We start from the raw sequence: 12,963 nt of genomic DNA on the forward strand, positions 1-12,963 counted from the left end.
TGCGCTGGAACGTGAGCAACGGATAAGCAACCCGTCTTTTATAAAGCCACGTAAATACCCCCACGTCAATTACTGCGAAATCGCTTCAGCAAACGAGTAAATCGCCGTAATTTGCGAAATTTAATTCAGGGAGCGCTGGATAAGCATCGCTTATGGAAATGTGACGATCGTCACCGTTCCGCCCCGGGAGAACGGGGCGGAAAAAGAGGGCGATTTTAGTGCCAGCAGAAGTGATGAACCACCTGGCTAATCAGCTCCCGGGTCGGCTTGATAAAGCGCGTCTCCAGATACTCGTCAGGCTGATGGGCCTGATTGATGGAGCCCGGGCCGAGAACCAGCGTCGGACACAGCGTCTGGATAAACGGCGCTTCGGTGCAGTAATTCACCACGTCGGTCTGCGCGCCAAGCAGTTTCTCGACCACCTGCACCAGCTTATGGTCCGGCGGGCACTCGTAGCCGGGGATCGGCGGATGCAGCTCAGAGACCGTCAGGCGGCCCGGCCAGCGTTCGCTGACCGGGGCCAGCGCCTCGCCCAACAGACCATTAAGATCGTTTAGGGTCATCCCCGGCAGCGGGCGGATATCCATATGCAGTTCACAGCAGGCGCAGATACGGTTTGAGGCATCGCCGCCATGGATAGCGCCCAGGTTGAGGGTTGGGTAAGGGACCGTAAACGCCTCGAAGTGATAGCGCTCTTTAAGCAGATCGCGCAACTGCATAATCCGGCCGATGGCGTCGTGCATCAGCTCAATCGCGTTGACCCCGCGCGCCGGATCGCTGGAGTGGCCGGACTGGCCCTGAATACGGATCGCGTTGGACATATGGCCTTTATGGGCGCGGATCGGCTGCAGGGAGGTGGGCTCGCCGATGATGGCGCAGTCCGGGCGCAGCCGGGTGGTTTCGGCAAAGTAGCGCGCGCCGGCCATGCTGGTCTCTTCGTCGGCGGTGGCCAGAATATACAGCGGCTTTTTCAGCGTGGTGACGTCGACATCGCGCAGGGCGTCGAGAATAAAGGCGAAGAAGCCTTTCATATCGGCCGTGCCGAGGCCGTAGAGCTTGTTATCGTGTTCGGTGAGGGTGAACGGGTCGCGCGTCCAGCGGCCATCATCGAACGGCACGGTATCGGTATGCCCGGCGAGCAGCAGGCCGCCGGCGCCGTGTCCGGTGCTGGCCAGCAGGTTGAATTTATGGCGCGTATCCGGCACCGGCTGTATCTCAACATTGAAGCCGAGATCGCGGAACCAGCCTGCCAGCAAATTGATTAAAGACTCATTGCTTTGATCGAGAGCCTCTTCAGTCGCGCTGATGGACGGTGTGGCGATCAACGCGCGGTAAATCTCGATAAAGGGCGGTAAATTGTTTTTCATTGTTGACACACCTTGGGTCGTGATAGTATCAATATTCATGCATTTATTGTGAATAAAAATACAATATCGTTGAGCGTAAGAAAACCCATCGAATGTAAGGAGATGCGCTTCCAATGTTAAATACGCTGATTGTGGGTGCCAGTGGTTATGCCGGCGCAGAGCTGGTGACCTATATCAATCGTCATCCGCATATGAACATAACCGCTTTGACGGTCTCCGCGCAAAGCAATGATGCGGGAAAATTAATTTCCGACCTGCATCCGCAGCTCAAAGGCATTGTCGATATGCCGCTGCAGCCGATGTCCGATATCAGCGAATTCAGCGCTGGCGTGGACGTGGTGTTTCTCGCCACCGCGCACGAAGTGAGTCACGATCTGGCGCCGCAGTTCCTTGCCGCTGGCTGCGTGGTGTTCGATCTCTCCGGTGCCTTCCGCGTTAACGATGGGGCGTTCTACGAAAAATATTACGGTTTCACTCATCAGCATCCCGACCTGCTCAAACAGGCGGTGTATGGTCTGGCGGAGTGGAGCGCGGATGCGCTTAAAGACGCGCAGTTAATCGCAGTGCCAGGCTGCTATCCGACGGCGGCGCAGCTGTCGCTGAAGCCGCTGATTGAGGCCAATCTGCTGGATCTCAACCAGTGGCCGGTAATCAACGCTACCAGCGGGGTGAGCGGCGCGGGTCGTAAGGCCGCGATCGGCAACAGCTTCTGTGAAGTTAGCCTGCAGCCGTACGGCATATTTAACCATCGCCATCAGCCGGAGATTGCCAGCCACCTCGGGGCAAAGGTAATTTTTACCCCGCACCTGGGTAATTTTAAGCGCGGCATCCTGGAAACCATTACCTGCCGCCTGAAGCCGGGCGTCGGCCATGCGCAGATCGCGGCGGTTTACCAGCAGGCTTACGCCGATAAACCACTGGTACGTTTATATGATAAAGGCGTGCCCGCTTTGAAAAGCGTCGAAGGCCTGCCATTCTGTGATATCGGTTTTGCCGTGCAGGACGATCATCTCATCGTCGTCGCGGCAGAGGATAACCTGCTGAAAGGCGCCGCAGCGCAGGCGGTGCAGTGCGCGAATATTCGTTTCGGCTTCGCTGAGACGCAGTCTCTTATTTAAGGTGTGATGATGAACCCATTAATTATCAAACTTGGCGGCGTATTACTCGATAGCGAAGAAGCGCTGGAGCGCCTGTTTACCGCGCTGGTTAACTACCGTGAAGCGCACCAGCGTCCGCTGATTATCGTCCACGGCGGCGGCTGCGTGGTGGATGAGCTGATGAAGCAGCTCAACCTGCCGGTGCAGAAGAAAAATGGCCTGCGCGTTACGCCGGCTGAGCAAATCGACATCATCACCGGCGCGCTGGCGGGAACCGCCAACAAGACGCTGCTGGCGTGGGCGAAAAAACATGGTATTTCCTCGGTAGGCCTGTTCCTCGGCGATGGCGATAGCGTGAAGGTGACGCAGCTGGATGCTGAGCTGGGCCATGTCGGGCTGGCGCAGCCGGGCTCCCCGACGCTGATCAACACCCTGTTGGCCGGCGGTTACCTGCCGGTGGTGAGCTCTATCGGGGTGACCGATGAAGGCCAGCTGATGAACGTCAACGCTGACCAGGCGGCGACAGCGCTGGCGGCCACCCTGGGGGCGGATCTGATCCTGTTGTCTGACGTTAGCGGTATCCTCGACGGTAAAGGGCAGCGCATTGCCGAGATGACCGCCGAGAAAGCGGAGCAGCTGATCGAGCAGGGGATTATCACCGACGGCATGATTGTTAAAGTGAATGCGGCCCTTGACGCCGCACGTGCTCTGGGTCGTCCGGTGGATATCGCCTCCTGGCGTCACGCCGAGCAGCTGCCGGCGTTATTTAACGGCACGCCGATCGGCACACGTATTCTGGCTTAAGATTTCATGCCCGGCGGCGCGTCGTCTGCCGGGCTTACAAGACCGTAGGCCGGGCGGCACAATGCCGCCGGCGGAACTAACGAATAAAGGAAGCATGTTATGGCACTTTGGGGCGGGCGTTTTACACAGGCAGCAGATCAACGGTTCAAACAGTTCAACGACTCGTTGCGCTTCGACTATCGTCTGGCGGAGCAGGATATCGTTGGCTCTGTCGCCTGGTCGAAAGCGCTGGTAACGGTCGGCGTTCTGAGTGCCGCTGAACAGCAGCAGCTTGAAGAAGCGTTGAACGTGCTGCTGGAAGAGGTGCGCGCCAATCCGCAGCAAATCCTCGCCAGCGATGCCGAAGATATTCACAGCTGGGTGGAAGGCAAGCTGATCGATAAAGTGGGCCAGCTGGGCAAGAAACTGCACACCGGGCGCAGCCGTAACGACCAGGTCGCCACCGATCTTAAACTGTGGTGCAAAGATACCGTTGTCGAACTGCTCTCGGCGAACCGCCAGCTGCAGAGCGCGCTGGTGGAGACCGCCCAGCAGAATCAGGACGCGGTAATGCCGGGGTACACCCACCTGCAGCGCGCCCAGCCGGTGACGTTCGCGCACTGGTGTCTGGCCTACGTTGAAATGCTGGCGCGTGACGAAAGCCGTCTGCAGGACGCGCTGAAGCGCCTCGACGTCAGCCCGCTGGGCTGCGGCGCGCTGGCGGGGACGGCGTATGAGATCGACCGCGAGCAGCTGGCCGGCTGGCTGGGCTTTGCCTCCGCCACCCGCAACAGCCTCGACAGCGTGTCCGATCGCGATCATGTGCTGGAGCTGCTTTCCGATGCGGCTATCGGCATGGTGCATCTGTCGCGCTTTGCGGAAGATTTGATTTTCTTTAACTCCGGCGAGGCGAACTTCGTCGAGCTTTCCGACCGCGTGACCTCCGGCTCCTCGCTGATGCCGCAGAAGAAAAACCCGGACGCCCTGGAGCTTATCCGTGGCAAATGCGGCCGCGTGCAGGGTGCGCTGACCGGCATGATGATGACGCTGAAAGGACTGCCGCTGGCCTACAACAAAGACATGCAGGAAGATAAAGAGGGGCTTTTCGACGCCCTGGATACCTGGCTCGACTGCCTGCATATGGCGGCCCTGGTGCTGGACGGCATTCAGGTAAAACGCCCGCGCTGTGCGGAAGCGGCGCAGCAGGGCTATGCCAACGCCACTGAGCTGGCGGATTATCTGGTGGCGAAAGGCGTACCGTTCCGCGAGGCGCACCATATTGTCGGTGAAGCGGTAGTGGAAGCCATTGCGCAAGGGAAACCGCTGGAAGCGCTGACCCTGGCCGATCTGCAGAAATTCAGCCCAGTGATTGCGGACGATGTGTATCCGATCCTGTCGCTGCAGTCCTGTCTTGAGAAACGCGCAGCGAAAGGCGGCGTCTCGCCGCAGCAGGTAGCCCAGGCTATCAACGAGGCGAAGGCTCGTTTAAGCTAATCCTTAGATATCTGCCCTCCCTGACCCGGCCAAGCCCAGCGACGCCGGGTTTTTTATGCAAAAAAAAAGCGGACGCAAGGTCCGCAAAAGTTCACGTTGGCTTTAGTTGTTCGGGTAGAGAAACAGTGTGACGGGTCAGTGATTTTCACAGGTAGACCGTCTTTATGGGCGTATTATTGAACAGAAAACTTGATAGGGATAATCGTTCGTTGCTATGCTATCTATCGCCATGGACTATCGTGGCGATGGAGGATGAATAATGAATATTCGCGATCTTGAATACCTGGTAGCGCTCGCCGAACACCGCCACTTCCGGCGGGCGGCTGACTCATGCCATGTGAGCCAACCGACGCTCAGCGGACAGATCCGCAAGCTGGAGGATGAGCTTGGCGTCATGCTGCTGGAGCGCACCAGCCGTAAGGTTCTGTTTACCCAGGCGGGGCTGTTGCTGGTGGATCAGGCGCGTACCGTGTTACGCGAAGTAAAAGTGCTCAAGGAAATGGCAAGCCAACAAGGGGAAACCATGTCCGGGCCGCTGCATATCGGCCTGATCCCGACAATTGGCCCGTACCTGCTGCCGCACATCATTCCGATGCTGCATCAGACCTTCCCGAAGCTGGAAATGTATCTGCACGAAGCGCAGACCCATCAGCTGCTGGCTCAGCTCGACAGCGGTAAGCTCGACTGCGCCATCCTGGCGCTGGTCAAAGAGAGCGAGGCCTTTATCGAGGTGCCGCTGTTCGATGAGCCGATGATGTTGGCTATCTATGAAGATCATCCGTGGGCGAACCGCGATCGGGTGCCGATGTCGGATCTGGCCGGTGAAAAGCTGCTGATGCTGGAGGATGGCCACTGCCTGCGCGATCAGGCGATGGGCTTCTGCTTTGAAGCGGGGGCGGATGAGGATACCCACTTCCGCGCGACCAGCCTGGAAACGCTGCGCAATATGGTGGCGGCAGGCAGCGGCATTACCCTGCTGCCGGCGCTGGCGGTGCCGCAGGAGAGAAAACGCGATGGCGTAGTCTACCTGCCGTGCATTAAGCCAGAGCCAAGACGCACCATCGGTCTGGTTTATCGTCCGGGCTCCCCGCTGCGCAGCCGCTATGAACATCTGGCGGAGGCCATCCGCGGCACGATGGATGGCCATTTCGACAAGGCGTTAAAACAGGCGGTTTAAGCCGTTCAGCGCGGCAACCCGGTACGCTTCCGCCATGGTCGGGTAGTTAAAGGTGGTGTTGACGAAGTACTCAATGGTGTTGCCACCGCCTTTCTGCTCCATGATCGCCTGGCCGATATGAATAATTTCGGCCGCGCGCTCGCCAAAGCAGTGAATGCCAAGGATCTCCTTGGTTTCACGATGGAACAGGATCTTCAGCGTACCAACGCTCATACCGACGATTTGCGCCCGCGCCAGGTGTTTAAACTGGGCGCGGCCCACCTCATACGGCACTTTCATCGCCGTCAGCTGCTGCTCGGTTTTCCCGACGGAGCTGATTTCCGGAATGGTATAGATCCCGGTCGGGATATCTTCAATCAGATGCGCTGAGGCTTCGCCTTTCACCAGCGCCTGGGCGGCAATGCGTCCTTGATCGTAAGCGGCAGAAGCCAGGCTTGGATAGCCGATGACATCGCCAACCGCATAGATGTGCGGGAGGGCGGTCTGATACATGCTGTTGACCTTCAGCTGACCGCGGCTGTCGGTCTGCAGACCGATATTTTCCAGCGCCAGGGTGTCGGTGTTGCCGGTGCGGCCGTTAGCGTACAGCAGGCAATCGGCCTTCAGCTTTTTGCCGGACTTCAGGTGCATGATCACCCCGTCATCCACCCCTTCAATTTTCTCATACTCCTCGTTGTGGCGAATAACCACGCCGCTGTTCCAGAAGTGATAAGAGAGCGAGTCTGACATCTCCTGATCGAGGAAGGCCAGCAGACGATCGCGGGTGTTGATCAGATCGACCTTCACCTCCATGCCGCGGAAGATCGACGCATATTCACAACCGATCACCCCGGCGCCGTAAATGATCACATGGCGCGGCTCATGCTGCAGGCTGAGAATCGAATCGCTGTCATAGATGCGCGGGTGGTGGAAATCGACATCCGCCGGATGGTAGGGGCGCGATCCGCAGGCGATAACGAATTTCTCCGCGGTCACAGTCTCGACCGTGCCGTCATGGCACTCCAGCGCCAGAGTATGCTCATCCACGAAGTGGGCATTGCCCTGCAGAATTTCACAGTGGTTGCGCTCATAGAATCCCTGGCGCATATGAGTCTGCTGGTTGATGACGCTGTCGGCATGGTTAAGGATGTCGGCGAAAGAAGAGCGAAGAAGGCGGGAGTGATCGCTGTAGAGGGGGTTTTGGTTAAACTCGATAATACGGCTGACGGCATGGCGGAGGGCTTTCGACGGGATGGTGCCCCAGTGGGTGCAACCGCCGCCGACATTATGGTAGCGCTCGATGACGGCAACGCGTGCTCCCTGTTTCACCAGTCCCATGGCGGCGCCTTCCCCGCCAGGACCGGAACCAATCACTATTGCATCATAATCCCAAGAGTGTGACATGGCATTACTCACCTGTTTTATACATAAAATAAACACGATGATAACATTCGCTGCGCTTTAACCCAATTATCGTTGTGCTTTTTTGCAGCATAAAAGCAGAAACGGCTCGTAAACAATCATTCACAATCCAGGGCAAACCGATTAGTTTTAATCTCTGGTATAGTGCCAGCAGGGCTATTGGAAGGATTCATACATCGTGATGGGCGTAAGAGCACAACAAAAAGAAAAAACCCGCCGTTCGCTGGTGGAAGCGGCATTCAGCCAACTTAGCGCTGAGCGGAGTTTCGCCAGCCTGAGCTTGCGTGAAGTGGCACGGGAAGCAGGGATCGCGCCGACGTCCTTTTATCGTCATTTTCGCGACGTCGATGAGCTGGGCCTGACGATGGTCGATGAGAGCGGACTGATGCTGCGCCAGCTGATGCGCCAGGCGCGCCAGCGGATAGCCAAAGGCGGCAGCGTGATCCGCACCTCGGTCTCCACCTTTATGGAATTTATCGGTAACAACCCGAACGCCTTCCGCCTGCTGCTGCGCGAGCGCTCGGGAACTTCTGCGGCGTTTCGCGCCGCCGTCGCACGCGAGATCCAGCACTTTATTGCGGAACTCGCCGACTATTTAGAACTCGAAAACCATATGCCGCGCGCCTTTACCGAAGCGCAGGCTGAAGCTATGGTCACCATCGTTTTTAGCGCTGGCGCGGAAGCGCTGGATGTCGGCCCTGAGCAGCGCCGGCAGCTGGAGGAACGGTTGGTACTGCAGCTTCGAATGATCTCGAAAGGCGCGTATTACTGGTATCGCCGTGAACAAGAAAAAATGTCACATCATTCCGAATAACGTGAAGGACGAGCAATGAAACACTCAGTTCAAGATAAAGGTACGCTGCTGCTGGCGCTGATTGCCGGGTTATCCATTAATGGCGCCTTTGCGGCGCTGTTCAGTTCGATAGTTCCGTTTTCCGTCTTCCCCATTTTATCCCTGCTGCTGACGGTCTACTGTCTGCATCAGCGCTATCAGAATCGCAGTATGCCCGTTGGGCTACCGGGCCTGGCCGCCGCCTTTTTTATTCTCGGGGTGCTGTTGTACAGCACCGTCGTGCGTGCGGAGTACCCGGATATCGGTTCTAACTTCTTCCCGGCCGTTCTGTCCGTCGCGATGGTCTTCTGGATCGGCTACAAGATGCGTAACCGCAAAGATACCGCAGCCGAGTAAGCCGCCAGCGGTAAAAAAACCGGCAATATGACGTTGCCGGTTTTTTTGGGCCTATTTGCGGGTCAGCAGGACGCCGCACTCCATGTGATGGGTATACGGGAACTGGTCGAACAGCGCCAGCCGGGTAACGTTGTGCGTCTGACTTAGCGTTTCCAGATTGCGACACAGCGTTTCCGGGTTGCACGAAATATACAAAATACGCGGATAGGCCTGCACCATTTTTTCCGTCTCGCTGTCCAGCCCGCTGCGCGGTGGATCGACGAAGATGGTTTCGCACTGATAGCTATGCAGATCGATACCCTGCAGCCGGTTGAACTGCCGCACCCCGTTCATCGCCTGAGTAAACTCTTCCGCCGCCATGCGGATAATCTGCACGTTGTCGATATGGTTAGCGGCGATGTTGTACTGCGCCGCCGCCACCGACGGTTTGGCGATTTCGGTGGCCAATACGCGATCGAAATTACGCGCCAGCGCCAGCGAGAAGTTACCGTTGCCGCAGTACAATTCCAGCAGGTCGCCAGTCGCCCCTTTGGTGACATCCAGTGCCCACTCCAGCATCTGAATGTTCATGGCCGCGTTCGGTTGGGTAAAGCTGTTTTCCACCTGACGGTAGATCATCTCCCGCCCGCCAACCGGCAGGCGTTCATCTATATAATCCTGATCGAGCTCGATTTTAGTTTTGGTCGCCCGCCCAATCAGATGCACATTGAGCCCCTGGGCTCGCAGGGCGTCACGCAGCGCCTCCGCTTGCTCACGCCAGGCATCGTCCAGCTTTTTATGATACAGCAGCGAAACGACCGCCTGGTTGCTGAGGGTGGTCAGATAGTCAATCTGGAACAGCTTCTGGCGTAGCACGGGATTGTTGCGTACGCCCTCCAGCATGGCGGTCATCAGCTGATTGATCAGCGCGCTGGCGGCCGGGAAGCTGTCAACGCGAATCCGCGACCGGGTCTGCTGATCGAAAATAATATGGTACAGATCGTCGCCATCGTGCCACAGACGGAACTCGGCGCGCATACGGTAGTGGCTGACCGGCGAACGAAACACTTCCGGAACCGGCGCGGCAAAAGGCGCCATCATGGTTTGCAAACGGACGACTTTTTCTGCCAGCTGCGCTTCGTATTGTTCGGTAGGAAGGTGTTCGGGGGTCATGATGTATCCTGAATAAAATAAGTACGCGGGGATTGTAGGGAAAGCGCCGGGGATGTCCAGCCTCGAATGCCGCGGGAAATATAATTAGCAGTCTGGACATCTATATGGTTCTGATTGTAGCATTCGCCTACCGGTCCTGTGAGTTAAAAGGGAACCCAGTGGAAATCTGGGGCTGACGCGCAGCGGTAAGGAAGGTGAGAAATGAGCGCACTCGGTGCAGACACTGCGGCTAGCCGTGGGAAGTCATTATTTCTTGAAACAGCCTCCAAGCCCGAAGACCTGCCGGAATACGTCGCACTGGGTTTTATCGTCGCGAGCAACTGATAAAACCTGCGGCATCCTTTTTCTGTTTCGGATGCTTTTACAATGATTAAAAAAGCTTCGCTGATGGCGGCCTTATCCGTCACGGCATTTTCCGGCTGGGCGCAGGATAGCAATTCAGATACGTTGGTGGTGACAGCAAACCGTTTTCAACAGCCGGTCAATACCGTGCTGGCGCCGACCGACATTGTGACGCGCGATGACATCGACCGCTGGCAGTCCAAAGATTTAAACGATGTCATGCGTCGTCTTCCCGGCGTTGATATTGCCCGCAACGGCGGCATGGGGCAGAGCGCTTCGCTGTATGTTCGGGGGACGGAGGCTCGTCACGTGCTGGTGCTGATCGACGGTGTGCCGATGGCGCGTCCGGGGATCTCCAACGGCGTAGATATCAGTCAGATCCCTATCTCACTGGTCCAGCGGGTGGAATACATCCGCGGCCCGCGCTCCGCGGTGTACGGCTCCGGAGCGATCGGCGGGGTGGTGAACATCATCACCATGACCGACGCTGAGCGTTCGCAGATCAACGCTGGCGCGGGTACGAACGGCTATCAGTCCTATGACGGCGCCTTTAACAAGCGGTTTGGCGATACGTTGGTTACCGCTGCTGGCGCCTATCAGACCACCAAAGGGTTTAACGTCCAGCCGAATTCCTCTTACAGCGGCGACAGCGATCGCGACGGCTACCGCAATAAAATGCTGTGGGGCGGGGTACAGCATCAGTTCGATGACAACTTCTCGGGGTTCTTCCGCGGCTATGGTTATTCCGCCAACGCTGACTATGACCAGGGTAACTGGGGCTACGCAGGTGGAAACGATGAAGATCAATCCTATACCCAATCCTGGGATACCGGTCTGCACTACCACTCCGGAATTTACTCCTCCCAGCTGATTGCTAACTATCAGCGCATCAAAGATTACAACTACAGCAGCGACGCTGGCCGCTATGCCGCGGGCACCACCCTGGATGATATGGAACAGCGCTATATCCAGTGGGGAAATAATGTTGTGGTAGGCCATGGGGCAGTGAGCGGCGGCGTTGACTGGAAACAAGAGAAGCTGAAATCCAGCGGAACGACCAGTACCGACGTGTATAAGCGTGACACCACCGGTCTTTATCTGACGGGACAGCAGCAGATTGACAGCGTGACGCTGGAAGCTTCCGGCCGTGAGGATCATGACGAGCAGTTTGGCTGGCACGGTACCTGGCAGACGGCCGCAGGCTGGGAATTTATCGACGGTTATCGGACAACGCTCTCGTACGGCACAGGATTCCTCGCCCCCTCCCTCGGGCAGCAGTACGGGGCAGAACGCTTTGGCATCGCCTCTAACCCGAATCTGAAGCCAGAGGAGTCGAAGCAATGGGAAGCGGGCCTTGAAGGGTTAACGGGGCCGGTCGACTGGCGCCTCTCCGCGTATCGCTATGAGATTCAAAACCTCATCGATTACGACAACAACGCCTATTACAACGTCAAGTCGGCGACGATTAAGGGGCTGGAGTGGACGGGGAATATAACCACCGGGCCGGTGGAGCACCATCTGACGCTGCAGTATGTTGACCCTCGCGATGATGAAACCAATAAGATCCTCTATCGCCGGGCGAAGCAGCAGGTGAAATACGAGCTGAACGGCCAGGTCTACGATCTGGGGTGGGATGTGACGTATCACTACATCGGCAAGCGTTACGATTATGACTACGACAACTCGCGTACCGTCAATATGGGTGGGTTGAGCCTCTGGGATGTCGGTTTATCGTATCCCGTCACCTCACACCTGACAGTTCGTGGTAAAATAGCCAACCTGTTCGATAAAGATTACGAGACAGTTTATGGCTACCAATCTGCAGGACGGGAATACACCTTGTCTGGCAGCTACACCTTCTGATCCACGTCCCACCGTGCTGGTGTTTGATTCCGGCGTCGGTGGGTTGTCGGTTTATAATGAGATTCGGCAGCTGCTGCCGAATCTGCATTACATCTATGCTTTCGATAACGTTGCCTTCCCCTATGGCGAGAAGAGCGAGGAGTTTATCGTTGAGCGCGTTGTGGAAATCGTCACTGCTGTCCAGCAGCGTTATCCCCTGGCGCTGGCGGTGATCGCCTGCAATACCGCCAGTACCGTCTCCCTGCCTGCCCTGCGTGAAAAGTTCGCTTTCCCCGTCGTTGGCGTGGTGCCGGCGATCAAGCCCGCCGCCCGTTTAACGGCGAACGGCATTGTTGGCCTGCTGGCGACGCGCGGTACCGTAAAGCGTCCTTATACCCGTGAGCTGATCGACCGCTTTGCCAATGAATGTCGGATTGAAATGCTGGGGTCGGCGGAGCTGGTGGAGCTGGCGGAAGCGAAGCTGCACGGCGAGCCTGTGCCGTTAGAAGAGCTGCGCCGTATCCTGCGCCCGTGGCTGCGGATGCAGGAGCCGCCGGATACGGTGGTGCTGGGCTGCACCCATTTTCCTCTTTTACAGGAGGAGCTGCAGCGCGTTCTGCCGGAAGGCACGCGGCTGATCGATTCTGGCGCGGCGATTGCCCGTCGCACCGCCTGGCTGTTAGAGCATGAAGCGCCGGATGCGAAGTCCAGCGACGAGAATAAAGCATTCTGCATGGCGCTGACGGCAGAAACAGAACAGCTTTTACCCGTTCTGCGTCGCTATGGCTTCTCGACGCTGGAAAAATTACCGCTCTAAGGGCGTTTTGCACAAAAAAGAGACGGTTGAATAATTTTTTGAAAACAGGGCTTGTCAACGTCTCAGAACTCCCTATAATGCGCCTCCACTGACACGGAACAACGGCAAGCAAGCCGCCGGGTCAGCAGGGTTTTAGCGGTGAAGTTCAGCGCTAAAAACTGACAGAGAAAAGCAAAATAAGGGCTTGACTCTGAATGAGGAAAACGTATTATACGGGACCTCGCAACGGTGAGCTGAAAGCCGCGTTGCAACTGCTCTTTAACAATTTATCAGACAATCTGTGTGGGCACTCAAAGTGACAT

The 12,963-nt window shown here is 57.1% G+C and carries 11 protein-coding genes and 1 riboswitch; of the genes, 8 read left to right on the plus strand and 3 right to left on the minus strand.

Translation table 11 applies throughout. The features are described 5' to 3' along the window. Positions 1–215: 215 nt before the first annotated feature. Positions 216–1,367: an acetylornithine deacetylase gene (gene argE, locus RRF55_RS19945; RefSeq protein WP_004177969.1), complete on the minus strand. Its 1,152-nt coding sequence runs from the start codon at positions 1,365–1,367 to the stop codon at positions 216–218. 113 nt (positions 1,368–1,480) lie between these two features. On the opposite strand from argE, the gene argC reads away from it, so the two are divergent. From argC to oxyR, 4 genes are all read left to right on the plus strand, one after another. Continuing rightward, positions 1,481–2,485 carry an N-acetyl-gamma-glutamyl-phosphate reductase gene (argC, locus tag RRF55_RS19950; protein WP_004181637.1) on the plus strand — a complete coding sequence of 335 codons (1,005 nt, stop codon included), beginning with the start codon at positions 1,481–1,483 and terminating at the stop codon, positions 2,483–2,485. 6 nt (positions 2,486–2,491) lie between these two features. Beyond that, positions 2,492–3,268 carry an acetylglutamate kinase gene (gene argB, locus RRF55_RS19955; RefSeq protein WP_015959218.1) on the plus strand — a complete coding sequence of 259 codons (777 nt, stop codon included), beginning with the start codon at positions 2,492–2,494 and terminating at the stop codon, positions 3,266–3,268. 99 nt (positions 3,269–3,367) lie between these two features. Beyond that, entirely contained in the window at positions 3,368–4,741 is a 1,374-nt protein-coding gene (gene argH, locus RRF55_RS19960; protein WP_004146283.1) for an argininosuccinate lyase, read from the plus strand. Positions 4,742–5,000: 259 nt separating this feature from the next. Beyond that, a complete protein-coding gene (gene oxyR, locus RRF55_RS19965) occupies positions 5,001–5,918 on the plus strand; it encodes a DNA-binding transcriptional regulator OxyR (protein WP_002883015.1) in 918 nt (305 codons plus the stop codon). On the opposite strand, the gene sthA is transcribed toward oxyR, so the two are convergent. After that, on the minus strand, positions 5,901–7,301 hold the full coding sequence (gene sthA / locus RRF55_RS19970; protein ID WP_002883016.1) for a Si-specific NAD(P)(+) transhydrogenase: 1,401 nt from the start codon (positions 7,299–7,301) through the stop codon (positions 5,901–5,903). The genes oxyR and sthA overlap by 18 nt on opposite strands. Before the next feature lie 196 nt (positions 7,302–7,497). Between sthA and fabR the strand changes: the two genes are divergently transcribed. Further along, on the plus strand, positions 7,498–8,133 hold the full coding sequence (gene fabR / locus RRF55_RS19975; protein ID WP_004151856.1) for an HTH-type transcriptional repressor FabR: 636 nt from the start codon (positions 7,498–7,500) through the stop codon (positions 8,131–8,133). Positions 8,134–8,148: 15 nt separating this feature from the next. After that, positions 8,149–8,508, plus strand: a complete 360-nt coding sequence (locus RRF55_RS19980; protein ID WP_002883021.1) for a YijD family membrane protein — start codon at positions 8,149–8,151, stop codon at positions 8,506–8,508. 51 nt (positions 8,509–8,559) lie between these two features. Here the strand turns inward: RRF55_RS19980 and trmA are convergent, their stop codons facing one another. After that, positions 8,560–9,660, minus strand: coding sequence for a tRNA (uridine(54)-C5)-methyltransferase TrmA (trmA, locus tag RRF55_RS19985; protein ID WP_002883023.1), 1,101 nt, complete (start codon positions 9,658–9,660; stop codon positions 8,560–8,562). Between the two features lie 114 nt (positions 9,661–9,774). Next, a riboswitch (cobalamin riboswitch) is annotated at positions 9,775–9,961 on the plus strand. A 65-nt stretch (positions 9,962–10,026) separates the two neighbouring features. Between trmA and btuB the strand changes: the two genes are divergently transcribed. Together btuB and murI are read left to right on the plus strand one after the other, a co-directional pair. Beyond that, complete coding sequence (btuB, locus tag RRF55_RS19990) at positions 10,027–11,865, plus strand: TonB-dependent vitamin B12 receptor BtuB (RefSeq protein WP_032415951.1); 1,839 nt, start codon at positions 10,027–10,029, stop codon at positions 11,863–11,865. Further along, entirely contained in the window at positions 11,810–12,661 is an 852-nt protein-coding gene (gene murI, locus RRF55_RS19995) for a glutamate racemase (protein ID WP_002883026.1), read from the plus strand. The genes btuB and murI overlap by 56 nt, the downstream gene beginning before the upstream one ends. Positions 12,662–12,963: the final 302 nt, after the last annotated feature.

Source organism: Klebsiella sp. K47, assembly GCF_051858335.1.
Classification (GTDB): Bacteria; Pseudomonadota; Gammaproteobacteria; order Enterobacterales; family Enterobacteriaceae; genus Klebsiella; species Klebsiella pneumoniae.